This window comes from Streptomyces sp. Ru73 (genome assembly GCF_002920575.1).
Taxonomy (GTDB): domain Bacteria; phylum Actinomycetota; class Actinomycetes; order Streptomycetales; family Streptomycetaceae; genus Streptomyces.
The window spans coordinates 90,260-117,167 of sequence record NZ_PQSQ01000013.1 but is presented as its reverse complement, the minus strand read 5'-3'; the positions used below and the strand labels follow the sequence as shown (position 1 = coordinate 117,167).

22 protein-coding genes, 1 tRNA gene and 2 pseudogenes are annotated in these 26,908 nt (G+C 71.8%); 15 read left to right on the top strand and 10 right to left on the bottom strand.

All coding sequences use genetic code 11. The annotated features are described in order from the left end of the window. Together C3486_RS37190 and C3486_RS09085 are read right to left on the bottom strand one after the other, a co-directional pair. Window positions 1-969, bottom strand: a pseudogene (locus C3486_RS37190) (hypothetical protein); the annotation flags it as partial. A 6-nt stretch (window positions 970-975) separates the two neighbouring features. Next, window positions 976-1,989 (bottom strand): SMI1/KNR4 family protein, encoded by a 1,014-nt coding sequence (locus tag C3486_RS09085; protein ID WP_103832080.1) that lies wholly within the window; start codon window positions 1,987-1,989, stop codon window positions 976-978. A gap of 417 nt (window positions 1,990-2,406) precedes the next feature. On the opposite strand from C3486_RS09085, the gene C3486_RS09080 reads away from it, so the two are divergent. Together C3486_RS09080 and C3486_RS09075 are read left to right on the top strand one after the other, a co-directional pair. After that, a complete protein-coding gene (locus C3486_RS09080) occupies window positions 2,407-2,967 on the top strand; it encodes a YwqJ-related putative deaminase (protein ID WP_103832079.1) in 561 nt (186 codons plus the stop codon). A gap of 8 nt (window positions 2,968-2,975) precedes the next feature. Further along, entirely contained in the window at window positions 2,976-3,506 is a 531-nt protein-coding gene (locus C3486_RS09075; protein WP_103832078.1) for an SUKH-3 domain-containing protein, read from the top strand. Between the two features lie 135 nt (window positions 3,507-3,641). Here the strand turns inward: C3486_RS09075 and C3486_RS09070 are convergent, their stop codons facing one another. Then, window positions 3,642-5,075 carry a sensor histidine kinase gene (locus C3486_RS09070; protein WP_103832077.1) on the bottom strand — a complete coding sequence of 478 codons (1,434 nt, stop codon included), beginning with the start codon at window positions 5,073-5,075 and terminating at the stop codon, window positions 3,642-3,644. A 156-nt stretch (window positions 5,076-5,231) separates the two neighbouring features. On the opposite strand from C3486_RS09070, the pseudogene C3486_RS09065 reads away from it, so the two are divergent. The 7 genes and pseudogenes from C3486_RS09065 to C3486_RS09035 form a co-directional block, all read left to right on the top strand. Further along, window positions 5,232-5,895, top strand: a pseudogene (locus C3486_RS09065) (hypothetical protein); the annotation flags it as partial. A gap of 34 nt (window positions 5,896-5,929) precedes the next feature. Further along, a tRNA-Gln gene (locus C3486_RS09060) sits at window positions 5,930-6,001 on the top strand. Between the two features lie 121 nt (window positions 6,002-6,122). After that, entirely contained in the window at window positions 6,123-7,604 is a 1,482-nt protein-coding gene (gene glmU / locus C3486_RS09055; RefSeq protein ID WP_103832076.1) for a bifunctional UDP-N-acetylglucosamine diphosphorylase/glucosamine-1-phosphate N-acetyltransferase GlmU, read from the top strand. 106 nt (window positions 7,605-7,710) lie between these two features. Further along, window positions 7,711-8,685: a ribose-phosphate diphosphokinase gene (locus C3486_RS09050; protein WP_103832075.1), complete on the top strand. Its 975-nt coding sequence runs from the start codon at window positions 7,711-7,713 to the stop codon at window positions 8,683-8,685. Window positions 8,686-8,871: 186 nt separating this feature from the next. Then, window positions 8,872-9,465 carry a 50S ribosomal protein L25/general stress protein Ctc gene (locus C3486_RS09045; RefSeq protein ID WP_103832074.1) on the top strand — a complete coding sequence of 198 codons (594 nt, stop codon included), beginning with the start codon at window positions 8,872-8,874 and terminating at the stop codon, window positions 9,463-9,465. A 115-nt stretch (window positions 9,466-9,580) separates the two neighbouring features. Continuing rightward, on the top strand, window positions 9,581-10,174 hold the full coding sequence (gene pth / locus C3486_RS09040) for an aminoacyl-tRNA hydrolase (RefSeq protein WP_103832073.1): 594 nt from the start codon (window positions 9,581-9,583) through the stop codon (window positions 10,172-10,174). A gap of 81 nt (window positions 10,175-10,255) precedes the next feature. Next, on the top strand, window positions 10,256-10,780 hold the full coding sequence (locus C3486_RS09035) for a hypothetical protein (RefSeq protein WP_103832072.1): 525 nt from the start codon (window positions 10,256-10,258) through the stop codon (window positions 10,778-10,780). An 84-nt stretch (window positions 10,781-10,864) separates the two neighbouring features. On the opposite strand, the gene ppc is transcribed toward C3486_RS09035, so the two are convergent. Beyond that, the gene (ppc, locus tag C3486_RS09030) at window positions 10,865-13,552 is read right to left on the bottom strand and encodes a phosphoenolpyruvate carboxylase (RefSeq protein ID WP_103832090.1); all 2,688 of its coding nucleotides are present in this window, start codon (window positions 13,550-13,552) and stop codon (window positions 10,865-10,867) included. A 344-nt stretch (window positions 13,553-13,896) separates the two neighbouring features. Here ppc and C3486_RS09025 point away from each other — a divergent pair, with 344 nt between their 5' ends. Further along, window positions 13,897-14,889: a fatty acid desaturase gene (locus C3486_RS09025; RefSeq protein ID WP_103832071.1), complete on the top strand. Its 993-nt coding sequence runs from the start codon at window positions 13,897-13,899 to the stop codon at window positions 14,887-14,889. Window positions 14,890-14,911: 22 nt separating this feature from the next. Further along, window positions 14,912-15,598, top strand: a complete 687-nt coding sequence (locus tag C3486_RS09020; protein WP_181138489.1) for a TetR/AcrR family transcriptional regulator — start codon at window positions 14,912-14,914, stop codon at window positions 15,596-15,598. Between the two features lie 70 nt (window positions 15,599-15,668). Here the strand turns inward: C3486_RS09020 and C3486_RS09015 are convergent, their stop codons facing one another. Together C3486_RS09015 and C3486_RS09010 are read right to left on the bottom strand one after the other, a co-directional pair. Beyond that, a complete protein-coding gene (locus tag C3486_RS09015) occupies window positions 15,669-16,031 on the bottom strand; it encodes a VOC family protein (RefSeq protein WP_103832070.1) in 363 nt (120 codons plus the stop codon). Between the two features lie 4 nt (window positions 16,032-16,035). Next, window positions 16,036-16,860, bottom strand: a complete 825-nt coding sequence (locus C3486_RS09010) for a trans-aconitate 2-methyltransferase (RefSeq protein WP_103832069.1) — start codon at window positions 16,858-16,860, stop codon at window positions 16,036-16,038. Between the two features lie 130 nt (window positions 16,861-16,990). On the opposite strand from C3486_RS09010, the gene tamR reads away from it, so the two are divergent. The 3 genes from tamR (at window position 16,991) to C3486_RS08995 (ending at window position 20,416) form a co-directional block, all read left to right on the top strand. Next, window positions 16,991-17,488, top strand: a complete 498-nt coding sequence (tamR, locus tag C3486_RS09005; RefSeq protein WP_103832068.1) for a MarR family transcriptional regulator TamR — start codon at window positions 16,991-16,993, stop codon at window positions 17,486-17,488. 59 nt (window positions 17,489-17,547) lie between these two features. After that, window positions 17,548-18,330, top strand: coding sequence for an SDR family NAD(P)-dependent oxidoreductase (locus tag C3486_RS09000; RefSeq protein ID WP_103832067.1), 783 nt, complete (start codon window positions 17,548-17,550; stop codon window positions 18,328-18,330). Window positions 18,331-18,406: 76 nt separating this feature from the next. Next, the gene (locus C3486_RS08995) at window positions 18,407-20,416 is read left to right on the top strand and encodes a beta-galactosidase (RefSeq protein ID WP_103832066.1); all 2,010 of its coding nucleotides are present in this window, start codon (window positions 18,407-18,409) and stop codon (window positions 20,414-20,416) included. 122 nt (window positions 20,417-20,538) lie between these two features. On the opposite strand, the gene C3486_RS08990 is transcribed toward C3486_RS08995, so the two are convergent. The 4 genes from C3486_RS08990 to galT all read right to left on the bottom strand — a co-directional run bounded on the left by C3486_RS08990 (window position 20,539) and on the right by galT (window position 24,965). After that, window positions 20,539-21,348, bottom strand: coding sequence for a response regulator transcription factor (locus C3486_RS08990; protein WP_103832065.1), 810 nt, complete (start codon window positions 21,346-21,348; stop codon window positions 20,539-20,541). Window positions 21,349-21,771: 423 nt separating this feature from the next. Beyond that, complete coding sequence (gene galK, locus C3486_RS08985; RefSeq protein ID WP_103832064.1) at window positions 21,772-22,941, bottom strand: galactokinase; 1,170 nt, start codon at window positions 22,939-22,941, stop codon at window positions 21,772-21,774. Between the two features lie 15 nt (window positions 22,942-22,956). Next, window positions 22,957-23,922, bottom strand: a complete 966-nt coding sequence (gene galE, locus C3486_RS08980) for a UDP-glucose 4-epimerase GalE (protein WP_103832063.1) — start codon at window positions 23,920-23,922, stop codon at window positions 22,957-22,959. After that, window positions 23,919-24,965, bottom strand: coding sequence for a galactose-1-phosphate uridylyltransferase (galT, locus tag C3486_RS08975; protein ID WP_103832062.1), 1,047 nt, complete (start codon window positions 24,963-24,965; stop codon window positions 23,919-23,921). The genes galE and galT overlap by 4 nt, the downstream gene beginning before the upstream one ends. Window positions 24,966-25,229: 264 nt before the next feature. Between galT and C3486_RS08970 the strand changes: the two genes are divergently transcribed. Next, a complete protein-coding gene (locus C3486_RS08970) occupies window positions 25,230-26,900 on the top strand; it encodes a sodium:solute symporter family protein (RefSeq protein ID WP_103832061.1) in 1,671 nt (556 codons plus the stop codon). Window positions 26,901-26,908: the final 8 nt, after the last annotated feature.

The following is a 26,908-nucleotide window of genomic DNA, read 5'->3' as shown; positions in this document are numbered from 1 at the left end:
ACTCGTACCGGGCGCGGCCGCTGCCCCCGGGGGCGGCGGCAGGTGCGCCGCGGGCGGGCCGGACGGCGGCGGCAGGTCGGAGAGGGCGGGCGCGGCACCAGGAGGCGCGGCGTTCGGGTCCTCGATGGCGGGCGCGACGGCCGTCGGGGGCAGGTTGCTGCCACCCGGCAGCAGCTCGGTCTTGGCGTCCGGGCGCACCGCGGGCCGGTCCGTCCCCGGAACCGCGTCCCCCTCGATGTCCAGCGGCGGCGCGAACACGGTGGCGGGCAGCCCCACCGACCGGTCGTCACCGTCGTCGTCCGCACTGATGTCCGTGCCCTCCCAAGAGGGAGCAGCGGACCCCGAGGAAGGAGCCGCGGAAGGAGCCGCGGGCGCACCGGCGGACGGCGCACCGGCCTCCTCCGGGCGGCGCTCCTCCGTCATGGGCTGGGCCTCCGCGACGGGCTGCGGCTCCGCCACGGGCTGCGGCTCCGCCACGGGCTGCGGCTCCGGCGCCGCGGGCCCGGCCGCAGGCGACTCCACAGCCGGCCGATCCGCCGGGCCCGCCGTCGATGCCCCCGCACCCGCGGCCTCGGCGCCCGAGCGCCGGTCCGGGATGCCGATCGCGTCCGCCGCCTCCTGCAGCCACTCCGGCGGCGTCAGCAGGAACGACGTCTGCTCCAGATCGATCCGCTGCGGCGGCACCTCCGGCACCGGCGCGGCGGCCGGCACCGCCCCGTACTCCTCCTCGTACCGGCGGATCACCTCACCCACCGGCAGCCCCGGCCACAGCGTCGTCTCACCGCTGTCCCGGGCGATCACCAGCCGCTGCCGGCCGCCGTCGACCACCGGCCCGCCCTCACGGTCCTCCGCCCAGGCCACAAAGCCCAGATCGAACTCCCGTACGCGCACCTCACGCTGCTGGTACGCCGGCACCTCGCCGTTGATCCAGCGCTCCGCACGCTCCTGCGCCTGCGCGAACGTCACCATCGCGCCTCACCCCTCCACCGGAACGGCGCGCGCGAAGCCACCGTCCACCATCAGGTTCGCCACCGTCTCCAGCTCCGGCGGATTGCCCGCGAGACGCTCCAGGAACTCGTCGAAATCCCGGCCGCACGGCAGCAGCAGCCGCTCCACCCGCTCCTGCACCGTCCAGCCGTCCCGGTCCCGCGCGTCGTCGTACGCGCAGAACCAGACCGAACCGGCCCCGTCCCCGCGCACCTTCACCGCGATCACACCGCCCTGGACGAACCCCACGCCCAGGTAGTCCTTCGTGAAGTGGTCCCGCAGACACTTGTTCACGTACACCAGGTCGTTCACGGCCGCCTCGTCCCGCACCGTGAAGAACGGCTGGTCCACCAGCAGCCCCAGCTCCGGATCGAGCGCGGCGCCCACCGGCGCACACCCGCCCGCCGCCTTCAGGAACGCCCGGTACGCACCCGGCAGCCGGTACCCCAGCGCCTCCTCGGCCTGCAGCACCGCGTCCTCGGGCACCGACACGTCCCGGTGCGGCAGCCCGAAGTGCGCCGGCCGCGTCTCCTGCAACGGCCGCGTGCCCCGCTTCTCATGATCCACCGGCGCCGTCGCCAGCCCGCCGTGATGCCGCAGCAGCGCCTTCACCTCGACCGGAACCAGCTCCAGCCGCCGCGTGCCCGCCACGTGGTGCCACGTCCAGCCGTGCGGCGTCGCCACCGCCGGCACGTCCTCCCACAGCTCGTGGCCCTCACCGTGCAGCGCCGCGTTGGCCGACACGAAGTCCGTCAGCCGCAGCTCGTCGACGCCGAACCCCTCCGGCGGCTCGGCGATCTCCGCCGCTGCCCGCGCGTACGGCGAGAAGTCCGGGAACCCGTTCCCGTCCACCCGTACGCCCCTCGGGTAGCGCGCGGCCCGGACCGGGTCCGGGAAATGCACGACCTGCCCGGCGTAGGCCGTGTTCGGTGGCGCGGCGTGTCCCCCAGCCTGGCGGCTGGGAGGTGCCCCCAGCCCCCCACTGATCGGACCTGTCGTCATGGCGGATGCCCCCTGGCTGGAACTGGCTACTGCCGCACAGCCTAAGCGCTACGGCAACCCCCGCCCCGCCCCCGTACGCCCCCGCCGGCCGCCCACCGGCCGCTTCCCGGCCACCCGCCGACCGCCCGACGACTGCCGGGCGACCGCCTGACGGCCGCCCGCCGAGCCCGCACCGGCCCGCCACAGCTGCCGCCCCTCCCGGCGGGAAACCCCGCCCGCACGCCCACCCCGCACCCCGCCCGCGCCCCATCCGCACACCTGTCCCACCAGACCCCCAACCGGCCGACTGTCACAGACCCGTGACAAGGACTGTCACCCACCAGTGACACCCCTGCGGCATGCCCGACTTCCGCAACACCCAGCGCGTTTGGCAGGCTGACCCCCGCAGACGGGGGATGCAGGGAGGGAAGCACCGCCATGAGCACAACCGCACAGTCCAGCGCACGGTCCACCGGGCGCACCGCCGCACAGCACACCGCACCGGCACCGGCACACCCCGTCGGCGACCCCCGGATCGGCTGGAGCGCCGCCGACCACGACGGCCCGCCCGTACTCCGGCACCGCCGCGACGGCATCCTCCCCACCGTCGCCGCCGCCCTCTCCGTACGCGGCGAAACCCTCACCTGCACCGCCAGCAAGTCCGAACAGCCCCCCACGCTCCACCCGCTCGTCCAGGACTTCCTCGACACCCTCAGCACCGCACAGCGCGAGCGCTTCACCGGCCGCTGCCCCGAAGCCGTACTCCTCTCCCGGCACCTCACCGCCGTCGAGGCCAACCGCTCCAAACGGCAGTCCAAAAAGCCGCTCACCAACGGCGAAGCCCGCCGCTCACTGAAGCACTCCAAACTGACCGCCCGTCACATCCGCGAGGACGGCGACCCCCAGCACGGCCACTACGCCGCACCCTGCCGCTCCTGCGACGCGCTCCTCGCCTTCTTCGGCGTCATGCCCGTCGGCTTCTCCCCGGCAGGGAGCTGACCCGCACCATGAGCTCCCCCACCCCCGCCACCACCGCGTACGACCGGGCAGCCGGCGCCACCACCCGCTTCCCCGTCGCCGTCGACGCCGCCCTGCAGGAAGCCGGCTGGCAGCCCGGCCGCTGGGACATCAAGCAGGCCGAACACTGGGCCGACGCCCTCCGCGAACACACCTCGCCCGGCGGCCACCGGCACACCGTCTTCCCCGCCGCCGTCGAAGCCTGGGCCGAATTCGGCACCCTGCGCATCAGCGCGCCGGGCCCCGGCCGGCACATCGCCCCCACGCCCTTCGAGATCGACCCCCTGTACGGCATCCACCTCGCCCGCACCCTGGGCGACCTCGGCCGCGCACTCGACACCCAGGTCGCCCCCCTCGGCCGGGAAGCCGACAGCCAGGCGACCCTGGCCATCGACGCCCAGGGCCGCGTCTACAGCCTCGACCACACCGGCGACTGGTACCTCGGCCACGACATCGACCAGGCCCTCTCCACCCTGGTCCTCGGCACGCGCCCGACACGCCTGACGGTCGCGACGGACTGAGGTCCATGCGGGCCGGCCGCCACGGCGCGGCCGGCGTCGAGGCGGGGCCGGTGGTCCCGATGGTTCCGGCGGGCGGGGCCGGTGATCCCGGCGGGCGGGGCCGGCCCCGCCCGCCGCTCCAGGCCACCGCCCCGGCTACCGCTCCCCGCCCGGCAGCACCGCCGACACCCGGAAGCCCCCCGCCTCCGTCGGACCCGAGACGAACACCCCGCCCAGCCCGGTCACCCGCTCCCGCATCCCCACCAGACCGTTCCCCCCGCTCGGCAGCCCCGCATCCGCAGCCCCGCGCTCCGACGGACCGTTCTCCACCTGCACCGCGACCTCCCCGTCCCGATGCGCCAGCCGCACCCGCACCTTCGCCCCCGGCGCATGCTTGTGCACGTTCGTCAGCGCCTCCTGCACCACCCGGAACACCGTCTGCTCCACCCCCGGCCCATAAGCGCCCGCGTCCCCCTCGACCGACAGCTCCACCACCGTGCCCGCCGCCCGCGACTGCTCGACCAGCGCCGCCACCTCCGACAGCGAAGGCCCCTCCCCCTCACCCTCGGCCACCACCGCGGCGGCCCGCACCGCACCCGGCGCACCCGCCGCGGCCGCACCGTCCGCACCGGCCCCGGCACCGGCCGCCGAACCCGTACCGGCCTCCGGCCCCGACGGCCCCCGCGACACCTTCGACGCCACCGCCACCAGCCGCTCCGGCTCGTCCGACACCCGCGCCGACGCCGCCGCGCCCTCCCCCGTACGCAGCACCCCCAGCATCTCCCGCAACTCCATCAACGCCTGCCGGCCCATGTCCCCCACCAGGCCCGCGTTCCGCGACGCCTTCTCCGGATCCTTCAACGCCACCGCCTGCAACGCCGCCGCATGCACCACCATCAGACTCACCCGGTGCGCCACCACGTCGTGCATCTCCCGCGCGATCCGCGTCCGCTCCTCATTACGCGCCCACTCCGCACGCTCCTCCGCGCGCTCCGCGAGCAGCATCAGCTCCCGCTCCAGACCGTCGGCACGCTCCCGCAGACTCTCCACCAGCCGGCGCCGCGCCCCCACGTACAGCCCCAGCAGCACCGGCGGCGCCGTCAGCGCCAGCCCCAGCGCCACCGACACCAGCGGCACGAACCACCACGGCGGATCGAAGTCCTCCTGGCTCGCCACGTCCTGCTGCATCTTCAGGGCCGTGATGATCAGCGTGCCCACGACGGACATCCCCGCCAGCAGCACCGTGAACCGGCGCGGCACGTCCGACGCCGCCAGCGTGTACAGCCCCACCACCGTCAGCAGCGCGCCCAGCTCCGCCGGCGACACCGCGATCGCCACCAGAACGACGACAATCGGCCACTTGCGCCGCACCAGCAGCACCGGGCCCACCAGCAGCCCGAGCACCACCCCGACCGCCACCGGCACCCGGGACTCGTGCGCGAACTGCACCCCCTCGAAAACACACTCCACCGCCGAGGCAACCGCCAGGAACACGTCCAGCACGGCACTGCGGCGGCGCTCCCACCACCACGGCCCGCTCCTCGGCTCGCCCCTGACGCCTCCGGCGTCCCTTACCCCCGTCGCGGTCATACCGCCCACCCTACGGGCGCCCGCCACCGTTTTCCGGCCACGACGACGACCATGCGACCCGTCCGTTACGGACCAGTACCTGCGAGTTTCCCCCGAAGCGACGAATCACCCGGCATTTCCGGCACGCCTGCCCGCCGGCCGCGGACGCTTTGCACTGTGACGAACACCTACCCGGACTTCGAGTCCCTGCGCGACGAAGCGGTGACGCTCCGCCGCGCCGGCCTCAGTCGCCGCCGGATCCGCGACCGCCTCAAAATCCACAACAACGACCTGCTGAACCGCGCACTCCAGGGCGAGCCGCCCCCGGAATGGACCAAGCGCCCCAACGCCAAGGACGACCTCCGCGCGAAGGCCCGCGAGCTCCGCCTTCCGGGCATGACCTACGACCAGATCCAGCTGGAGCTCGGCGTCTCGACGAGTTCGATCTCGCTGTGGGTCCGGGACCTGCCGAAGCCGGATCGGCGCGCACCCGGCGAGCAGGCCAGGATCGCCTCACAGAAGCGCTGGGAGCACGAGCTCACCGTGCGCGACGCGGAGCGGCAGAAGACGAAGGCCGCCGCCCGGGACGAGGTCGGCAAGCTGAGCGATCGCGAACTGCTCCTCATCGGCGCGGGGCCTCTATTGGGCCGACCTGGCCGGCGTCGACACCTCCGCCTTCGGCAAGACCACCCTGAAGAAGCACAACCCGAAGACGGTCCGGAAGAACACCGGTGACGACTACCGCGGCTGCCTCGTGGTACGGGTGAGGAAGGGCGCCGATCTGTACCGTCGCATTGAAGGCTGGTGGTACGGCATAGTGTTGGGTGCTGAACGGGACCAACCGGGGGGGTTGTCCGGTTTAACCCCGTTTGCCATCCCCTGTGGTGTAATTGGCAGCACTGAGGCTTTTGGTGCCTTATGTCCGGGTTCGAGTCCTGGCAGGGGAGCAATGCTCAGTTCGGGTCCTGACGGCATCGTCGGGACCCGTCCGCGTTTCGGCTGCAATACGCACCGGTATCCTTCGGGTGTCCACCACCCGAAGTAGCCAAGAAGCCGAAGGGCATCCCCGTGAGCGCCAACCGCCCGGCAGCCGTCGTCGTTCTCGCAGCGGGTGAGGGCACCCGCATGAAGTCGGCGACCCCCAAGGTCCTGCACGCGATCTGCGGCCGCTCCCTCGTCGGCCATGTCGTCGCCGCCTCCCGTGAGCTGGACCCCGAGCACCTCGTGGTGGTCGTGGGCCACGCCCGCGAGCAGGTCACCGCGCACCTCGCCGAGATCGACGCGAGCGTCCGCACCGCGGTGCAGCACGAGCAGAACGGCACGGGCCATGCCGTCCGGATGGGGCTGGAGGAGCTGACCTCCGGCGGTTCCGGTGAGGCCGGCGCGCCGGGCGTGGAGCTGGACGGGACCGTGGTGGTCGTGTGCGGTGACACGCCGCTGCTGACGGGGGAGACGCTGAAGGCGCTGGCCGAGACGCACGCCGCGGACGGCAACGCCGTGACGGTGCTGTCCGCCGAGGTGCCGGATGCGACCGGGTACGGCCGGATCGTGCGGGACGAGGCCACGGGGGCCGTCACCGCGATCGTGGAGCACAAGGACGCGAGCGACGCGCAGCGGGCGATCCGGGAGATCAACAGTGGCGTGTTCGCGTTCGACGCGCGGCTGCTGATCGAGGCGCTGGGCAAGGTGCGGACGGACAACAGCCAGGGTGAGGAGTACCTCACGGACGTGCTGGGGATCGTGCGGGAGGCCGGGCACCGGGTGGGTGCGGCGGTGGCGCCGGATCACCGGGAGATCCTGGGGATCAACAACCGTGTGCAGCTGGCGGAGGCGCGCCGGCTGCTGAACGAGCGGTTGCTGGAAGCGGCGATGCTGAGCGGTGTGACGGTGGTGGATCCGGCGTCGACGTGGGTGGATGTGACGGTGACGTTCGAGCCGGACGCGGTCGTCCATCCTGGTACGCAGCTGCTCGGCAGTACGCATGTGGCGTCGTTCGCCGAGGTGGGTCCGCATTCGCGGCTGGCGGACACGTCGGTCGGTGAGGGGGCGGTCGTGTCCTTCACGGTGGCGGACGGTGCGAAGGTCGGGCCGGGGGCGAGTGTGGGTCCGTACGCGTATCTGCGGCCGGGTACGGAGCTGGGTCTGAAGGCGAAGGCCGGCACGTATGTGGAGATGAAGAACGCGAAGATCGGTGAGGGTACGAAGGTGCCGCATCTGTCGTATGTCGGGGATGCGACCATTGGTGAGTACACCAACATCGGTGCGGCGAGCGTCTTCGTGAACTACGACGGTGAGGCGAAGCACCACACGACGGTGGGTTCTCACTGCAAGACGGGGTCGGACAACATGTTTGTGGCTCCTGTCACGATCGGGGACGGCGCGTACACCGCGGCGGGCTCCGTGATCACCAAGGATGTGCCCCCGGGTTCGCTGGCTGTCGCGCGTGGTCAGCAGCGGAACATCGAGGGCTGGGTCGCCCGCAAGCGACCCGGGAGCGCCGCCGCGCAGGCCGCTTCGGCTGCTCGTCAGGAGAGCAAGGGCGAGCAGTGACCGGGCAACGGGTGCGCCGTGCGGGGCGTACCGTGATAAGCGCACGCAACGTGGACGGCGCTCCCCCGGCGCCCTCATGTTTGACAGCTTGGCAAGGAGATTTGCTGTGACCGGGATCAAGACGACCGGCGAGAAGAAGCTGATGCTCTTCTCCGGCCGCGCCCACCCCGAGCTGGCGGAGGAGGTTGCTCACCAGCTGGGTGTCGGCCTGGTCCCGACGAAGGCGTTCGACTTCGCGAACGGTGAGATCTACGTCCGCTATCAGGAGTCGGCGCGTGGCGCGGACTGCTTTTTGATGCAGAGCCACACGGCTCCCATCAATAAGTGGATCATGGAGCAGCTGATCATGATTGATGCTCTGAAGCGGGCTTCCGCGCGGAGCATCACGGTGGTCATTCCGTCGTACGGTTACGCCCGTCAGGACAAGAAGCACCGCGGCCGTGAGCCCATCTCGGCGCGTCTGGTGGCGGACCTGCTGAAGACGGCGGGTGCGGACCGCATCGTCACGGTGGACCTGCACACGGATCAGATCCAGGGCTTCTTCGACGGTCCGGTGGACCACCTGTTCGCGCTGCCGGTGCTGGCGGACTACGTGGGCGCGAAGGTGGACCGGAACAAGCTGACGGTGGTGTCCCCGGACGCGGGCCGTGTGCGGGTGGCGGACCGGTGGTGCGACCGGCTGGACGCGCCGCTGGCGATCGTGCACAAGCGGCGTGACAAGGACGTGGCGAACCAGGTCACGGTCCATGAGGTCGTGGGTGACGTGAAGGACCGGGTGTGTGTCCTGGTCGACGACATGGTGGACACCGGCGGCACGATCTGTGCGGCTGCGGACGCGCTGTTCGCGAATGGTGCGGCGGATGTGATCGTGACGGCGACGCACGGCATTCTGTCGGGTCCGGCGGCGGACCGCCTGAAGAACTCGAAGGTGAGCGAGTTCGTGTTCACCAACACCCTGCCGACGCCGGGTGAGCTGGAGCTCGACAAGATCACGGTGCTGTCGATGGCGCCGACGATCGCGCGGGCGATCCAGGAGGTCTTCGAGGACGGTTCGGTGACGAGCCTGTTCGAGGAGCAGTGACCCCGGTCTCTCGATAGAGATCGATTTTCGGGGCGGCCTCCCCGCCGGGTAGACTCGTGGAGTTGCTCGGCGAGGGAGGCCGTACTCGTGTACGGCGCTCCGTTATCGACGCGCTCTTCGTAGCAGGTCTGTCGTGGGCCGGGTGACGGTCGTCAGATCCGTGAGAAGTACTACGAGGAGTGCGTTATGGCCGAGGTGAAGATTTCCGCCGAGCTGCGTACGGAGTTCGGCAAGGGCAGCGCCCGCCGTCTGCGTCGCGAGGACAAGGTTCCCGCGGTGGTTTACGGTCACGGTTCGGAGCCGCGTCACGTGGCCCTGCCGCACCACGACACCCTGATGGCGCTGAAGAACTCCAACGTTCTGATCAGCCTGGACATCGAGGGCAAGCAAGAGCTGGTGATCCCCAAGGACGTGCAGCGTGCCACGCTCCGCATGGGCATCATCAACCACGTGGACCTGCTGCTGGTCCGCCGTGGTGAGAAGGTGGCCGTCGAGCTGCCGATCCACACCGAGGGTGAGCTGGCCCCGGGCGGCAACCTGCTGGAGCACGTGCTGAACGCGCTGCCGGTCGAGGCCGAGGCGACCCACATCCCCGAGTCGGTCACCGCCGACATCGCGGGTCTGGACGCCGGTCAGTCGGTGCTGGCGAAGGACATCAAGCTGCCGGCCGGCGTCTCCCTCGGTGTCGAGGAGGACGCGATCGTGCTGCAGGTCGTGGCCGCGCAGGCCGAGGCCCCTGCCGAGGGCGAGGGCGAGGCCGAGGAGGGCGCCGAGGCCTAAAGCCTCGGAACGCCTCTGACGGTGGCCGTTCGCCGGCCGTCGTCACCGGTTCTTCCGCCGCCGTCCCGTTCGTTGCGAGCGGGGCGGCGGTTTTTCTACGTACAGGAGAGCAGCTGTGAGTGAGGGCGCGGCGGGTCCGTGGCTGGTGGTGGGTCTGGGGAATCCGGGTCCTGAGTACGCCGGCAACCGCCACAACGTGGGGTTCATGGTGGCCGATCTGCTGGCGGAGCGGATGGGTGGCCGGTTCAAGGCGCACAAGGCGCGGGCGCAGGTGGTCGAGGGGCGGGTCGGTCCGCCGGGGCCCGGGAGCCGGCGGGTGGTGGTGGCGAAGCCGTCGTCGTACATGAACCTGTCGGGTGGTCCGGTGACGGCGTTGCGGGACTTCTACAAGGTGCCGGTGGAGCGGATCGTGGCGGTCCATGACGAGCTGGACATCGATTACGGGGCGCTGCGGCTGAAGCTGGGCGGTGGGGACAACGGGCACAACGGGCTGAAGTCGATGACGAAGTCGCTGGGTGCGGAGTACCACCGGGTGCGGTTCGGTATCGGGCGGCCGCCGGGGCGGATGCAGGTGGCGGACTTCGTACTGAAGGACTTCTCGTCGGCGGAGCGCAAGGAGCTGGACTACTTCGTGGACCGGGCGGCGGATGCGGTGGAGGCGCTGGTCACAGAGGGGTTGGAACGGGCGCAATCGGCTTACAACTCCTGACGGGGACAGGGCGGGACGTCGGCTGACGAAGCGGTCTGATCGAGTTGACCGCGTGTGCTCGCATGGCCAAGGATCACCGCCATGTCCAGGACAGGTACGACGGGGACAAAGAAGCGCAGCCGGACGCGGCGGGCGGGTGAGAGCGCCTTCGGGCTGCTGCTCGTGCTGAAGAATGCGCTGATGGCGCTGCTCGCGCTGCTGATTCTGGTGGCCGGTGCGTGGACGTCGTGGGGGTCAGCGCAGTACGCGATGCTCGTGCGGGCGAAGGAGCGCGGCACGATGACGGTCGCGGCGTGCGACGACGACCGCTGCTGGGGTCCTTATGTGCCGACGGGCGGGGACGGGCAGCGGCGGGCGAAGGTGGTGCTGGCGAAGACGGCCGGGTCCCAGGAGAAGGGCCGGCAGGTGCAGGTGACGGTGGAGCCGGGCACGGACCGGGCGGTGCGTACGGGGCCCGGCGGCATTCTGTACGCGTGGGCGCCGCTGGGCGGTGCGCTGCTGCTGGCTTCGCTGGTGGTGGCGGGGGGTCTGCGGATGCGGCGGACGGCGTGGGCCGTCGGTCTGACGGGGGTCGCGCTGCTGGTGGCGGCGTTCTTCACGCTGTGACCCGGCTCGTCCGGGGTTTGACGGCACCCCGTGCGGGGGGGGCGGCCGGTCACCGTGCGGTGACCGGCCGCTCCGTCCGGCGGGTCAGCCGGTGTTGCGCAGGCCCGCGGCCACGCCGTTGACGGTGAGCAGCAGTGCCCGGGCCAGTACCGGGTCGGACTCCTCGCCGCGCTTGGCGGCCTCGCGCTGGCGGGCGAGCAGGGAGACCTGGAGGTAGGAGAGCGGGTCCAGGTAGGCGTCGCGGATGCGGAAGGTCTGCTGGAGGACCGGGTTGGCCTCCAGCAGTTCGTTCTCGCCGGTGACCCGGAGGACTTCCTGGACGGTCAGCTCGTGTTCGGCCTTGATGACGTCGAAGACGTGCTTGAGTTCGTCGGGGACGAGGGTGTCGACGTAGTGGCGGGCGATCCGCAGATCGGTCTTGGCCAGCGTCATCTCGACGTTGGACAGGAAGTTGCGGAAGAAGTGCCAGTGCTCGTGCATCTCGGCGAGGACGGCTTCCGAGCCGGCTTCGCGGGCGGCCTTGAGGCCGGTGCCGACGCCGAACCAGCCGGGGACGATCTGGCGGGACTGGGTCCAGCCGAAGACCCACGGGATGGCGCGGAGGCCGTCGAGGGAGACGCCCGAGCCGGGGCGGCGGGAGGGCCGCGAGCCCAGGTGCAGGTCGGCGAGCTGGTCGACGGGGGTCGAGGCGAGGAAGTACGTCGGCAGGTCCGGGTCCTCGACGAGCTTGCGGTACGCGGCGTGCGCGGCGTCGGAGACGGTCTCCATCGTGGCGTCCCAGCGGGCCAGCGCCTCGTCGGACTGGCGCGGCGCGGTGTGCAGGGCCGATGCCTGCAGGGTGGCCGCGACGGTCAGTTCCAGGTTTTCGCGGGCCAGGGACGGTACGAGGTACTTGTCGGAGATGACCTCGCCCTGTTCGGTGACCTTGATCTCGCCTTCGAGGGTGCCGTAGGGCTGGGCGAGGATCGCGTCGTGGGAGGGGCCGCCGCCGCGGCCGACGGTGCCGCCGCGGCCGTGGAAGAGGCGCAGCCGTACGCCGTGCCGGTGGGCGACGTCGCGGAGGAGTCGCTGGGCGCGGTGGATCTCCCACTGGGAGGTGGTGATGCCGCCGAACTTGGAGGAGTCGGAGTAGCCGAGCATGACCTCCTGGACGTCGTCGCGGAGGGCGACGAGGCGTCGGTAGGAGGGGTCGGAGAGCATTTCGTCGAGGAGCTTGTCGGCGATCTTCAGCTCGTCGGTGGTCTCCAGGAGGGGGACGATACCGATCTTGGCCCAGCCTGCGTGCAGGTCGATGAGGCCGGCCTCGCGGGCGAGGACGGTGGCGGCGAAGACGTCGTCGGAGCCCTGGCACATGGAGATGATGTAGGACTCGACGACCTCGGGGCCGAAGGTGTCCTTGGCCTTGCGGATGGTCTCGAAGACGCCGAGGGTCTTGGCGCCGGCCTCGTCCAGGGGGGCGGGGCTGGGGGCCAGGGGGCGGCGCGAGCGCAGTTCCTTGGCCAGGAGCTTGCGGCGGTAGTCGCGCGGCATGTCGACGTAGCGCCAGGACTCCTCGCCGAGCCGGTCGAAGAGCTGGCCGAGGGCGTGGTGGTGGGCGTCGGCGTGTTCGCGGACGTCCATGGTGGCGAGCTGGAGGCCGAACGCGGCGATGGTGCGGATCGTGCGCTCCAGACGGCCGTCGGCGACGAGGCCGCCGCGGTGCTCGCGGAGCGAGGTCTGCAGCAGGGTGAGGTCGTCGATCAGCTCGCGGGTGCCGAGGTAGTCGCGGCCGGCGACGTGCGGGGTGTCGTTGGCCAGGCGTTCGCGGGTGTTGACGAGCTTCTGGCGGATGCAGGTGGCCTTGAGGCGGTAGGGCTCCTCGGCGTTCAGCCGCTTGTAGCGGGGGCTGATCTCGGGGAGCAGCTCCAGGTCGCGCTGCAACGACGACAGGAGCTCTTCGGTGGCGCCGCAGTTGCGGATGGAGTTGGACAGGGCGCCGCGGAGCTCGTCGACGTGCTCCAGCGCGTCGGTGATGCCGTGCTCGTGCTGGAGGATGAGGACGTCCCAGGTCACCTGGGGGGTGACGTTGGGGTTGCCGTCGCGGTCGCCGCCGATCCAGGTGCCGAAGGTGAGGGGGCGGGTGCCGGCGGGGAGCTGGACGCCGGCCCGCTCCAGCTCGGCGGCGAGGTCTTCGAGGACGTCGCCGACGGCGCCGCGGCCGAGCTCGTCGAGGTAGTAGATGGCGTTCCGGGCCTCGTCGGTGGGCTCCGGGCGCGCCACGCGCAGCTCGTCGGTCTGCCAGATCAGGTCGATGTTCTCGGCGAGGCGGAGGTCGGCGCGGCGGCGGTCGCCGGCGTCGGTGGTCTCCAGCAGTTCGGCGACCTTGCGGAGCTTGGTGAGGACGGAGCGCCGGGCGGCCTCGGTGGGGTGGGCGGTGAAGACGGGCCGCACGGCGAGGTGGGCCGCGGTCTCGCGGAGGTGCTCGGGGTCGGCGTCCTTCAGCATGTCGGCGGTGCGGGCGAGGATGCCGCCCTCGGCGGCGCGCTTGGCGCGCAGCTCGCGGCCGCGGTGGACCTGCTCGGTGACGTTCGCGAGGTGGAAGTAGGTGGAGAAGGCCCGTACGAGCTTGGTGGCGGTGATCAGGTCGGTGTCGCCGAGGAGCTCGGCGGCGGCTTCACCGTCGGTGCGCGTCAATGCGCGTACGCGTTCCACCAGATCGAGGAGTTCCGGACCCTCCTGGCGTACGAGGGTCTCGCCGAGCAGGTCACCGAGGCGGCGGATGTCGGCGCGCAGGGCGCCGTTGCCGGCTTCTGCCGTGTCGGGGGCCTCGGGGTGCGGGGTCCGCTGGGCGGCGTCGGGAGAGATGTCGGCACTGCTCACAGGTGCGGCTCCTTGCAGTGATTGAGCACGTCTGGGCTGGTGGGTGTCTTGTGGACACTCCCTGGTGGCGGGTTGCGGACCGCGCTGTCCGACGCCTCAAGAATAGATCTCCGCTTTTCGGGCGGTCACACTGTCCGCTCTGTGAGAGGGGCTGTCGGGCCGGTCACACCCTTGTACGGTGTGGCGGCACTGCCATACTTACGAGACCGTAGGTTACGGAACCGTAGCCCTGCCCCCGACCCCAGCGAGGGACACACATGACCGCTGGCCCCGAAGTCGTCGAGAAAACCGTCAAGTCCGCCGGTACTCCCGCGCCGTCCGCGACGCTGGGCGGCGAGCAGCGCCGGTCGGTGGAGCAGATCACGCTCCTGCTGTTCATCACCGTGCCGTTCCTGGCGCTGGTGGCCGCGGTGCCACTGGCCTGGGGCTGGGGGGTGAGCTGGCTCGATCTGGGGCTGCTGGTGGCGATGTATTTCATCGGCTGCCACGGCATCACGATCGGCTTCCACCGCTACTTCACGCACGGGTCGTTCAAGGCGAAGCGGCCACTGCGCATCGCGCTGGCGATCATGGGGTCGCTCGCGGTGGAGGGTCCGCTGGTGCGGTGGGTGGCGGATCACCGCAAGCACCACAAGTTCTCCGACGCGGAGGGTGACCCGCACTCTCCGTGGCGTTACGGCGAGACCGTGCCGGCCCTGATGAAGGGCCTGTGGTGGGCGCACATGGCGTGGATGTTCGACGAGGAGCAGACGCCGCAGCACAAGTACGCGCCCGACCTGATCAAGGACCCGGCGATCCGCGCGATCTCCCGGCAGTTCGTGCTGTGGACGACCGTCTCGCTGCTGGTGCCGCCGCTGATCGGCGGGCTGGTGACCATGTCGTGGTGGGGCGCGTTCACCGCGTTCTTCTGGGGCTCGCTGGTCCGGGTCGCGCTGCTGCACCACGTCACGTGGTCGATCAACTCCATCTGCCACGCGGTGGGCAAGCGCCCCTTCAAGTCCCGGGACCGCTCCGGCAACGTCTGGTGGCTGGCCGTGCTCTCCTGCGGCGAGTCCTGGCACAACCTGCACCACGCCGACCCGACGTGCGCGCGGCACGGCGTGCTGAAGGGGCAGCTGGACTCCAGCGCCCGGCTGATCAGCTGGTTCGAGAAGCTGGGCTGGGCGTACGACGTGCGGTGGCCGAACGCCTCGCGGCTGGACTCGCGCCGCACGGACAAGGCCGCGGCGGGGGGCGCCGCCCGGCCGTAGCCGGGGGAGGCATGATTGTCGGGTGGCGATCGATGGCAGCAGCGTGAGTGACAGCAAGGACAAGGCGTCGTCCGGCGCGGGCGCGCGGCGCGCGCGCCGGGTCCGCATGACGGGCAAGGAGCGCCGGGAGCAGCTGCTGGACATCGGTCGCACGGTGTTCGCCGAGCGTGGCTTCGAGGGCACGTCGGTGGAGGAGATCGCGGCGAAGGCCGGGGTGTCCAAGCCGGTGGTGTACGAGCACTTCGGCGGCAAGGAAGGGCTGTACGCGGTCGTCGTGGACCGCGAGATGCGGCGGCTGCTGGACATGGTGACGGGTGCCCTGACCGCTGGGCACCCGCGCGAGCTGCTGGAGCAGGCGGCGTTCGCGCTGCTGGACTACATCGAGTCCTACACCGACGGCTTCCGCATTTTGGTGCGGGACTCCCCCGTCGCGCAGTCGACGGGCACGTTCGCCTCGCTGATCAGTGACATCGCGACGCAGGTCGAGGACATCCTGGGCCTGGAGTTCAAGGCGCGGGGCTTCGACCCGAAGCTGGCGCCGCTGTACGCGCAGGCGCTGGTCGGGATGGTCGCGCTGACGGGCCAGTGGTGGCTGGACGTCCGCAAGCCGAAGAAAGCGGAAGTGGCGGCCCATCTGGTGAACCTCGCCTGGCACGGGCTGGACGGGCTGGAGCCGAAGCCGCGGCTGATAGGTCACCGGAAGGCGTGACCATGGGCCACACGCGCCCCAAAGTTCACCCGAAAGAGTGAGCGGCGCAGAGGGATTCCGAGCACCCTGATCAGCACGTACGTTCGAGGAACTCCAGCCGGTTGCCGACGGGGTCGTGGGCGTAGAAGCGACGGTGGCCCGGCAGCGCATCGTCCCAGGTGACGTCCGCGCCACGGTCCGCGAGCCGGGCGGCGAAGGCGTCGATGCCCGTGACGAGTACGCCGGGGTGCGCCTTGGCCGAGGGCCGGAAGTCTCTGTCGATGCCGAGGTGGAGACGGACCGTACCGGCCTCGAACCACACGCCACCGCGGCCGGCGAGGGCCGGCGGCTTGGGCACCCGGGTCATCCCCAGAACGCCCTCGTAGAACGCGGTCAGGGCGCCCTCCGAGCCGGGTGGTGCCGCGAGCTGGACGTGGTCGAGGCCGGTGATCATCCGCTCAGACCTCCTTGCGCGCCACGGCGAAGATCCGCCGGAAGGGGAAGACGGTGCCGTGCGGCCCCGCCGGATACGCCTTGCGCAGCAGGTCGCGATACTGGTCGAGGAATTCCTCGCAGGCCTCCGGGTCGTCCGCGAGCGCGGTGAGGACGGGCCGCAGCGCGGTCCCCTTCACCCAGTCCAGCACCGGGTCCTCGCCCCGCAGGACCTGCACGTACGTGGTCTCCCAGGCGTCGGCCGCGCAGCCGAGGTCGATCAGCCGCTTCAGGTACTCCTCCGGCTCCAGGACGTGCACGAAACGCCGTCCGTGAGCACCGAGGCGGGCGCGCCAGCGTGGGCTGTCGCACAGCTCCCCGAGGAGGGCGTGGCTGGGCGAGGTGAAGTTGCCCGGCACCTGGAAGGCGAGGGTGCCGCCGGGGGCGAGGGAGTCGATCCAGGGCCCGAAGGAGTCGGCGTGGCCCGGTACCCATTGCAGTGCCGCGTTGGAGACGATGAGGTCGAAGGGTTCGTCCGGGACCCAGGTGGCGGCGTCGGCGGGGGCGAAGTCCAGCAGGCCGCCGCCGGGCGTGGGGCCGGCGTAGGTGCGGGCCTTCGCCAGCATGTCGGCGGAGTTGTCGAAGCCGGTGATGTGCGCGTCGGGCCAGCGGTCGGATATCAGGGCCGTGACGTTGCCGGGGCCGCAGCCCAGGTCGGCGATGCGGGGCCCGCGCGCGGCGGGCAGCTCGGGGATGCGCGCGAGCAGGTCGAGGAAGGGGCGGGTGCGGTGGGTCGCGTGATGGAGGTACTGCTGTGGGTCCCAGGTCGGCGCAACGTGCGTGTCGGGCATGGTCGAACCCCTCTGCTGTACGGGCCGGTGCCGGTGAGCGAGAACTGCTGCCGACGCTGCCCAATCGTCCAGGAAAATATATCTTGACGTCAAGAGACTTCACGTCGACACAACCACTACACTGATCGTCATGGAGGACGAGGTCGACCGACTGGTCGCTGCATGGCGCCGCGAGCGCCCCGACCTCGATGTGGAACCACTCGAGGTGCTCAGCCGCGTCAGCCGGCTCGCCCGGCATCTCGACCGCGCGCGGCGGCTGGCCTTCTCCGAGGTCGGCCTCGAACCCTGGGAATTCGACGTGCTGACCGCGCTGCGCCGCGCGGGCTCGCCGTACCAGCTCTCCCCCGGCCAGCTGCTCACCCAGACCCTGGTCACCTCCGGCACCATGACCAACCGTATCGACCGGCTCGCCAAAAAGGGACTCGTCGAGCGGCTGCCCGACCCCAGCGACCGGCGCGGCGTCCTCGTCCGGCTCACCGCGGAAGGGCGCGACCGCGCCGACCAGTCCCTCGCCGGGCTGCTCACGCAGGAACGCGCGATCCTCGCTGAGCTGTCCCGCGCGGAGCGCGCCGAACTGGCCGGACTGCTGCGGCAGCTGACGGCCCCGTTCGACAACATTCCGGGCTGAGCGCCCCGCACGGGGCGCCCCCTTGCCGGGCACCGGGTCCATCTACTTGGATCGCGGCCATGAGCCAGCAGCGCGATGCGCCGACCGCAGCGGCGCGGTTCTCCGGCCGTACCCACCTCGTCACCGGCGCAGCGTCCGGCATCGGGGCCGCCACCGCCGACCGGCTGGCCGCCGAGGGGGCCCGGGTCCTCCTGCTCGACATCGACGACGAGCGCGGCGAGCGCACCGCGCGCCGCATCCGCGCCGCCGGCGGCACCGCCTCCTACGAGCACTGCGACGTCACCGACGAGGCCGCCTGGGAACGTGCCGTGGCCGCGGCCCGGGGCCGCTACGGGCCGGTGGACGGCCTGGTCTCCAACGCCTTCACCCGGTACGTCGCGCCCGCCGACCGCACCCCGCGCGCCGACTGGGACCACCAGCTCGCGGTCAACCTCACCGGCGCGTTCCTCGGCGTGCGCGCCGCGCTGGAGGACCTGCGGGCGCGGCAGGGCGCGGTGGTGCTGACCTCCTCCGTGCACGCGCTGGTCGGGCTGCCGGGCCGGCCCGCGTACGCCGCCTCCAAGGCGGGCCTGACCGGCCTCGCCCGCCAGCTGGCCGTGGAGTACGGGCCGGACGTGCGGGTGAACTCCGTCCTGCCGGGCCCCGTCCTCACCGCCGCCTGGGAAGGCATCTCCGAGGAGGACCGCCGTGCCACGGCCGCCGAGACCGCAGCGGCCCGGCTCGGCCGCCCCGAGGAGGTCGCCGCCACGATCGCCTTCCTGCTCTCCTCCGACGCCTCCTTCGTCACCGGCGCGAGCCTCGTCGTCGACGGCGGCTGGAGCGTCCTGAAGAACTCCTCCTGACCAGCCACGGCCAGCACTCGTCCAGCAGTACCGCAGCGACCACGCGACCCGACAAGCCCCCAGGGGGGACCGCGCGATGGCAATCCGGTTCGGCGGGGACTACAACCCCGAGCAGTGGCCCGAGGACGTACGGGCCGAGGACCTCGTCCTCATGAAGCAGGCGCACGTCACGATGGTGACCGCCGGGATCTTCTCCTGGGCCGGGGTCGAGCCCCGGCCCGGCACGTACGACTTCGGCTGGTTCGACCGCGTCATGGACGGCCTCGGCCAGGCCGGCATCGCGGTGTGCCTGGCCACCATGACCGCCTCACCACCGCCCTGGCTCGCCCACCGCCACCCCGAGATCCTGCCCGAGGACGCCGACGGCACCCGGCGCTGGCCGGGCGCCCGCCAGCACTACTGCCCCTCCAGCCCGGTCTACCGCGAGCACGCCGTCCGCCTCGTCGACCGCCTCGCCCACCGCTACGCCGGCCACCCGGCGCTCGCCCTGTGGCACGTCGGCAACGAGTACGGCTGCCACACCCGGCAGTGCTACTGCGACGTCTCGGCCCGCGACTTCCGCCGCTGGCTGCGCGAGCGCTACGGCACGGTCGACGCGCTCAACGACGCCTGGTCCACCGCCTTCTGGTCGCAGGGCTACGGCGACTTCGAGGAGGTACTGCCGCCGCGCGCCGCGCCCACCTCGGCCAACCCCGCGCAGCAGCTGGACTACCTGCGCTTCAGCGACGACGCACTGCGCGCCTGCTACCTCGCCGAGAAGGAGGTGCTCACCCGCGTCACCCCGGACGTGCCGGTCACCACCAACCTGATGCCGGACCACAAGCCCGTCGACGCGTTCGCCTGGGCCCGCGACATGGACGTCATGGCGCTGGACTTCTACCAGGACCCCTACGTCCCCGACGACCACGTCCGCGCCGCCTACAACTTCGACCTGATGCGCTCGGCCCGCCACGGACAGCCCTGGCTGCTCCTGGAACAGGCGCCCAGCGCCGTCAACTGGCGCCCCCGCAACGGCCCCAAGCCGCCCGGCGCGATGCGGCTGTGGAGCTGGCAGGCGGTCGCCCAGGGCGCCGACGCGGTGCTCTTCTTCCAGTGGCGGCAGTCGCTCGGCGGCGCCGAGAAGTTCCACTCCGCGATGGTCCCGCACGGCGGCACCGACACCCGGATCTTCCGCGAGGTCACCGAACTGGGGCGGGAGCTGGCCGCCGTACCGGGCATCGAGGGCACCCGCTCCGAGGCGCAGGTCGCGCTGCTCGCCGACTGGGACAGCCGGCGCGCGCTGGAGCTGGACTCCCGCCCCTCCACGGCCCTCACGGCGCCCGAGCGGGCGCTCGCGCACTACCGCCCGCTGTTCGAGGCGGGCGTCGCCTGCGACGTCGTACCCCCCGACCGGGACCTGTCCGGCTACCGCCTGGTCGTCGTGCCCAACCTCTACCTGCTGCGCGCCGAGGACGCCGAGCGGCTGACCGCGTACGTGCACGGCGGCGGGCACCTGCTGGTGTCGTTCTTCTCCGGCATCGTCGACGCGCACGACCGGGTGCACCCCGGCGGCTACCCGGCGCCGCTGCGCGAACTGCTGGGCCTGCGGGTGGAGGAGTTCCGGCCGCTGGACGAGGGCGTCCGGCTGCTGCTGCGCGGACGGTACTCGGGCCGGGCCGACCTGTGGGCCGAGGACATCGTCCTCGAAGGCGCCGGCTCGGTCGTGGACTTCGTCGGCGAGGACCCGGCGCTGCGGCCCGCGATCACCCGCCACGCCCACGGCCGGGGCACCGCCTGGTACGTCGGCACCCGCCCCGACCCCGGTCTGATGCGGTCCCTGATGGACGACGTGCGCAAGGCCGCGGGCGTGACGCCCGTACTGCCGGGGCTGCCGTACGGGGTGCAGGCCACCGTGCGCTCCGGGGCCGGCGGGCGGTACCTCTTCCTGCTCAACCACGGGCAGGAGCCGGCCGAGGTGGCGCTGCCGGAGCCGATGGCCGACGCGCTGGCACCGGCCGCCCCGCTGACCGCAGCCGTGGAGCGGCTCACCCTGCCCGCCCGCGGCGTGGCCGTCCTGACGGACGCCGGCCCGCGGGGCGGCTCCTGAGAGCCCGGCCCCGGACCGCAGCCCCGGACGGCGGGACGGTCAGGGTCTGCCGGCGGCCGGGCCGCACCGGCCGCCGGCCGCCGTACGGGGCGCATCCCGGCCCCCGGCGGCCGCCGGGGGCGTCACGGCACCGAGACCGACGCCGTCGGCACCGGCTGCGCCGCCGGGGACGACGACGGCGGCGGCTCCAGCTCGACCGGCCCCACCCCGGCCCGGCGCGCCAGTGCCACCGCCGCGAGCGTGGAGTGCACGCCGAGCTTGCCCAGGACGTTCTGCATGTGCGTACGGACCGTGTGCGGGGAGAGGAACAGCCGCTCGGCGACCGCCTTGCGGCCGAGCCCCGCGACCATGCAGCGCAGCACCTCGCGCTCGCGCGGGGTGAGCGACTCCACCAGCCGCTCGCTCTCGGTGCGGTGCTTGCGCGCCGCCGTCAGCTCCCGCAGCACCCCGGTCAGGAGCGCGGGCGGGAGGTGCGTCTCGTCCCGCAGCACGCCGCGGATCACGGCCAGCAGGCGGGAGAGCGAGCAGTCCTTGGCGACCCAGCCGCCGGCCCCCGCCTGGAGGGCTGCCGCGGCCCTGCGCGGGTCGTCCTTCTCCGCGAGCACCACGGCACGGACCATCGGGTGGGTGGTGCGGACCGAGGTGACCAGCGAGATGCCGTCGACGGGCGCGCCGTCGGCCGCGCCGTCCCGCGGGACCTGCGGCCGCATGGGGACGGCCGCGAGCGGCGCGACGGCCGCGCCGAGGTCGGCGTCGACGAGCATGACGTCGAAGCGCCGGCCCTCGGAGGCCGCCCGCTCCAGACTGCGCAGGGCCGCCGGTCCGCTCCCGGCCGCCGCCACGTCCACGTCCTGTTCGGCCGCGAGCGCCGCCGCCAGGGACTCGGCAAAGATGCGGTGGTCGTCGACCACCAAGACCCGGATGCGTTGCACTGAGGACCCCCTGTCTCGGGGAACGGGCAGGAACGGTACGTGCGCCCGGGGACGGGGAACACCGCAGCGGCACGGCCGCCGCCGTGCTGCGCTGCTGTCCCGCCCCGGACGCCGTACCCTGCCTCCCCGCGCCGCTTCGGCGGGGAGGGCCCAGCTCGCCCCCTGATCGGCACCGGCCCCCACCGGTGCTCTGTTCAGCGTACGTACGGGGTCCGGCAACGGAAGCCGATTGGCAAAACTGCCCGACCCATGTGTTCAGGGTGAGGCAGCGGGCTCACCACGAGGCGCCAGTAGCCGGTGATCGGCTCATTCCGACCGGTTACCGCCGGACGCCGGCGGGTCTCTCGGCCAGTCGCCGGGACCGGCTGACAGCGGGTTCCGGATGTGCGGTGCCGGGCCCGCGTGCCCCCGCCGCCGCTTCCGTCACGCCAGCCGCCGGGCCCCGGCGCTCGGCACGGCGGGGAAGATCCGCGGCGCGGCGTACCCGGCCGCCGCGAACGCCTCGGTGACGGCCTTGCCGACGGCGTCCGCCGCCCCCTCCTCCACCAGCACGATCGCCGACCCGCCGAAGCCGCCGCCGGTCATCCGCGCGCCCAGCGCACCGGCCTCGTTCGCCGCCTCGACCACGAGGTCCAGCTCGGCGCAGGAGACCGCGAAGTCGTCGCGGAGCGAGGCGTGCCCGGCGGTCAGCAGCGGGCCGATGCCGCGTGGATCGCCCGCGTCGAGGCGCGCCATGACGTCCTCCACCCGGCGGTTCTCGGTCACGATGTGCCGCACCAGGGGCCGCACGGCCGCCTCGTCCGCCAGCGACTCCAGCGTCTGCGCGAGATCTTCGTACGCCACGTCGCGCAGCGCGCGTACACCGAGTGCCCGGGCGGCCCGCTCGCAGCCGGCCCGGCGTTCGGCGTACGCGCCGTCACCCAGCTCGTGCTGAACGCGGGTGTCGACGACGAGGAGCCGGAGTCCGGCCGCCGCGAGGTCGAAGGGGACCTGCCGGCGGCCGAGGTCGCGGGTGTCCAGCAGCAGGGCGTGGCCCTCGGTACAGCAGGCCGAAGCGGTCTGGTCCATGATTCCGCAGGGCACGCCGACGAAGGCGTTCTCCGCGCGCTGGGCGAGCCGGGCCAGCTCCTGGCCGTCCAGGCCCAGGCCGTACAGGTCGTTCAGCGCGAGCGCCGTGGCGACCTCCAGCGCGGCGGAGGAGGAGAGCCCGGCGCCGGTGGGCACGACGGAGTCGAAGTGCAGGTCGGCGCCGCCGACGGGCAGCCCGGCCTCGCGCATCGCCCACAGCACACCGGCCGGGTACGCGGCCCAGCCGCCGTCGGAGGCCGGGCGCAGCGCCTCGGTGCACAGCTCCACGATGCCGCCCCGGACGTTGCCGGAGTGCAGGCGCAGCACGCCGTCGGTGCGGGGTGCTGCGGCGGCGGTCGTGGTGTGCGGCAGGGCCAGCGGCATCACGAAGCCGTCGTTGTAATCGGTGTGTTCACCGATGAGGTTGACCCGGCCCGGCGCGGCCCACACCCCCGCGGGGGCGTTTCCGTACACCTCGCGGAAGGCGGCCTCCGTGCGGGCGGCGCCGTGCTGCGTGTCTGTCACCCGGACTCCTTCGTCCTACTGCTGCTGGATCTTCTGGGCGAACGCCCACGCGTCGGCGACGATGCCCGCCAGGTCCGCGCGCTTCGGCTGCCAGCCGAGGCGGTCGGTGGCCGTCCGTGCCGAGGCGACCAGGACGGCCGGGTCGCCGCCCCGGCGGGGGGCCACGACCTCGGGGATCGGGTGGCCGGTGACCTTGCGGACGGTCTCGATGACCTCGCGGACGGAGAAGCCGTTGCCGTTGCCGAGGTTGCAGATCAGGTGCTCGCCGGCCACCGCCGCGTCGAGGGCGAGCAGGTGCGCGTCGGCGAGGTCGGCGACGTGGATGTAGTCGCGGACGCAGGTGCCGTCCGGCGTCGGGTAGTCGTCGCCGAAGACGGAGATGTGCTCGCGGCGGCCCTGGGCGACCTGGAGGACGAGCGGGATGAGGTGGGACTCGGGGTCGTGCCGCTCGCCGCAGTCGCCGTACGCGCCGGCCACGTTGAAGTACCGCAGCGACACCGCGGCCAGGCCGTGCGCCGCGCACTCGCCGCTGATCATGTGGTCGACGGCCAGCTTCGACGCGCCGTACGGGGAGGTGGGCGCGGTGGGGTCGGTCTCCGTGATGGGGGTGTTCACGGGCTCGCCGTAGGTCGCGGCCGTGGAGGAGAACACCAGCAGGCGCACGCCCGCGACGCGCATCGCGGCGAGCAGGTCCATGGTGCCGCCGACGTTGTTGCGCCAGTACTTCTCGGGGTCCACGACGGACTCGCCGACCTGCGAGAACGCGGCGAAGTGCAGCACGCCGTCGAAGGAGCGGTCCAGCCACTTGGCCGAGTCCTGGACCCGGCCCTCGATGAACTCCGCGCCCGCGGGGACGCCCTCGCGGTGGCCGGTGGACAGGTCGTCCAGGACGACGACCTCGTGGCCGGCCTCCAGCAGGTGTGCCGCCACGACGCTGCCGACGTATCCCGCACCGCCGGTGACCAGGTACTTCTTGCTCACGCGCTCGCTACCTCTCGCAGTCGCTGCGCCGCGGCTTCCGGCGGCACATCGTTGATGAACACATTCATGCCGGATTCGGAACCCGCGAGAAACTTCAGCTTGCCGGGAGTGCGTCGGATGGTGAAGAGCTCCAGATGGAGCGCGAAGCCGTCGCGGTGCGGGGCGCGCACCGGCGCCTGGTGCCACGCGGCGATGTACGGCGTCGGCGGCTCCCCTTCCCCGAAGATCCGGTCGAACCTCCGCAACAGTTCCAGATACAGCTGTGGGAACTCTGTGCGCGCGTCCTCGTCCAGGGCGAGCAGGTCGGGCACCCGGCGCCGGGGGTAGAGGTGCACCTCGTACGGCCAGTGCGCGGCGTACGGCACGAAGGCGACCCAGTGCTCGCCCTCCAGGACGACGCGGCGGCCGTCGGCCAGCTCGTCGGCGACCACGTCGTCGAAGAGGTTGCGGCCGCCCGTCCGCTCGCGGTGCGCGCCGGCCGAGGCGAGCATCCGCTCGGTGCGGGGCGTGACGAAGGGGTAGGCGTAGATCTGGCCGTGCGGGTGGCCGAGGGTCACGCCGATCTCGGCGCCGCGGTTCTCGAAGCAGAAGACCTGCTCGACGTCCGGGAGCTGCGAGAGCTCGGCGGTGCGGTCGGTCCAGGCGTCCAGGACCAGCGCGGCCTGCTCCTCGGTGAGGTCGGCGAAGGAGGCGTGGTGGTCGGAGGTGAAGCAGACGACCTCGCAGCGGCCGGTACCGCCGGCGAGCGAGGGGAAGCGGTTCTCGAAGACGACGACGTCGTAGTCGGCCTCGGGGATCTCGGAGAGCCGGCCCTCACGCGAGGGGCACAGCGGGCACTCGTCGGCCGGCGGGTGGTAGGTGCGGCCCTGGCGGTGCGAGGCGATGGCCACGGAGTCGCCGAGGAGGCGGTCGTGGCGGATCTCGGAGGCGGTGGTGACCTGCGGGAGGGGGCGCTCGTCGACGGCACCGCGCACGGCGTCGTCCCGGGAGTCGTAGTAGATGAGCTCCCGGCCGTCCGCGAGCCGTGTGGACGTCTTCTTCACCGATGCTCCTCGCCAGCCGACGACCAAACACAAACAAACATAATGAACCACGAGTCAACAGTTCCGTCAACGCGGGAACGGTCCGCCTCGCGCCGGGTACGCAGCGTCACTTGAGCGCATGACTCGATCACGATCCAACAAACAAATCAAACAAAACTGTTCAGTTTCCGAGGAGCCGAGCGTAGCTTTCTGAGCGTTCACGGCAAGGGCGCCCCGCATCACCGCAGTTCCTGGGGGCGCTGCCCCCAGACCCCCGGAGCACCCATGATCACGTTGGCCGAAGGGCTACGCCTCCCGACGAACGGGCTCGACTACACCATCCTGGCGATCTACTTCGCCGTCGTCCTGGGCATCGGCTTCGCCGCCAAACGCAGCGTGAAGACCAGCCTGGACTTCTTCCTGTCCGGCCGGTCGCTGCCCGCCTGGGTGACAGGGCTCGCGTTCGTCGCCGCCAACCTCGGCGCCACCGAGATCCTCGGCATGGCCGCCAACGGCGCGCAGTACGGCGCGTACACCGTGCACTGGTACTGGATCGGCGCCATCCCCGCCATGGTCTTCCTCGGCCTGGTGATGATGCCGTTCTACTACGGCTCGAAGGTCCGCTCCGTGCCGGAGTTCCTGCTGCACCGCTTCGGGCCGTCCTCGCACCTGCTCTCCTCGATCATCTTCGCGGTCTCCTCCGTGCTGATCGCGGGCGTGAACCTCTACGCGATGGCGATCGTGCTGGAGGCGCTGCTGGGCTGGCCGGAGTGGGTGGCGATCGTCGTCGCCGGCTTCTTCGTCCTCGCGTACATCACCATCGGCGGCCTGTCCTCCGCGATCTACAACGAGGTGCTGCAGTTCTTCGTCATCCTCGCCGCGCTGATCCCGCTGACCATCGTCGGCCTCAAGCGCGTCGGCGGCTGGGACGGCATCACCGACAGCCTCACCACGTCGCACGGCGGTGACTTCCTCACCGCCTGGGGCGGCACCGGCATCGGCGAGTCCAACCCGCTCGGCGCCAACTGGCTGACCATCGTGCTCGGCCTCGGCTTCGTGATGAGCTTCGGCTACTGGACCACCAACTTCGCCGAGGTGCAGCGCGCACTGTCCGCGAAGAACCTCTCCGCCGCCAAGCGCACCCCGCTGATCGCCGCCTTCCCCAAGATCTTCATCCCGATGGTCGTGGTGGTGCCGGGCCTGATCGCGCTGGTCATGGAGCCCTCGCTGGGCAAGACCAAGGACGGCCTGCAGTACAACGACGCCATCCCGGTCCTGATGCGGGACCTGCTGCCGAACGGCGTGCTGGGCATCGCGGTCACCGGTCTGCTCGCCGCGTTCATGGCCGGCATGGCCGCGAACGTCTCCTCCTTCAACACGGTCTTCACCAACGACATCTGGGCCGCGTACCTGAAGAAGGGCCGCGAGGACGCGTACTACCTGAAGACCGGCCGGGTGGTCACGGCCGTCGGCGTGCTGATCGGCATGGGCACCGCGTTCATCGCGTCCAGCTTCAGCAACATCATGAACTACCTGCAGACGCTGTTCTCGTTCTTCAACGTCCCGCTGTTCGTGGTCTTCATCATCGGCATGTTCTGGAAGCGCACCAGCGCGGCCGCCGGCTTCTGGGGCCTGCTCTCCGGCACCGTCGCCGCGATGGTCAACTACTTCTGGTTCTACAAGCAGGGCATCATCGCGATCCCCTCCGACCAGGGCGCCAACTTCGTCTCCTCGATCGTGGCGTTCGTCGTCGGCGCGGCCGTGATGTTCGTGATCACCCTGGTCACCAAGCCCAAGCCCGCCGAGTCGCTGGCCGGCCTGGTCTACGGCACCCGCTCGCCCGGCATGGAGGAGCTGCCCGCCGAGGGCGACGACGCCTGGTACCGCAAGCCCGCCCTGCTGGGCTGGGGCGCGGTCGTCCTCGCCGCGCTCTGCTACATCCCCTTCTCCTTCTGAGGCCCCAA

Bases quoted from the DNA above. Each gene is read 5' to 3' on its own strand.
- C3486_RS09085 (WP_103832080.1), bottom strand. From the start codon at position 1,989: ATGACGACAGGTCCGATCAGTGGGGGGCTGGGGGCACCTCCCAGCCGC.
- C3486_RS09080 (WP_103832079.1), top strand. From the start codon at position 2,407: ATGAGCACAACCGCACAGTCCAGCGCACGGTCCACCGGGCGCACCGCC.
- C3486_RS09075 (WP_103832078.1), top strand. From the start codon at position 2,976: ATGAGCTCCCCCACCCCCGCCACCACCGCGTACGACCGGGCAGCCGGC.
- C3486_RS09070 (WP_103832077.1), bottom strand. From the start codon at position 5,075: ATGACCGCGACGGGGGTAAGGGACGCCGGAGGCGTCAGGGGCGAGCCG.
- C3486_RS09045 (WP_103832074.1), top strand. From the start codon at position 8,872: ATGGCCGAGGTGAAGATTTCCGCCGAGCTGCGTACGGAGTTCGGCAAG.
- C3486_RS09035 (WP_103832072.1), top strand. From the start codon at position 10,256: ATGTCCAGGACAGGTACGACGGGGACAAAGAAGCGCAGCCGGACGCGG.
- C3486_RS09025 (WP_103832071.1), top strand. From the start codon at position 13,897: ATGACCGCTGGCCCCGAAGTCGTCGAGAAAACCGTCAAGTCCGCCGGT.
- C3486_RS09015 (WP_103832070.1), bottom strand. From the start codon at position 16,031: ATGATCACCGGCCTCGACCACGTCCAGCTCGCGGCACCACCCGGCTCG.
- C3486_RS09010 (WP_103832069.1), bottom strand. From the start codon at position 16,860: ATGCCCGACACGCACGTTGCGCCGACCTGGGACCCACAGCAGTACCTC.
- tamR (WP_103832068.1), top strand. From the start codon at position 16,991: ATGGAGGACGAGGTCGACCGACTGGTCGCTGCATGGCGCCGCGAGCGC.
- C3486_RS09000 (WP_103832067.1), top strand. From the start codon at position 17,548: ATGAGCCAGCAGCGCGATGCGCCGACCGCAGCGGCGCGGTTCTCCGGC.
- C3486_RS08995 (WP_103832066.1), top strand. From the start codon at position 18,407: ATGGCAATCCGGTTCGGCGGGGACTACAACCCCGAGCAGTGGCCCGAG.
- C3486_RS08970 (WP_103832061.1), top strand. From the start codon at position 25,230: ATGATCACGTTGGCCGAAGGGCTACGCCTCCCGACGAACGGGCTCGAC.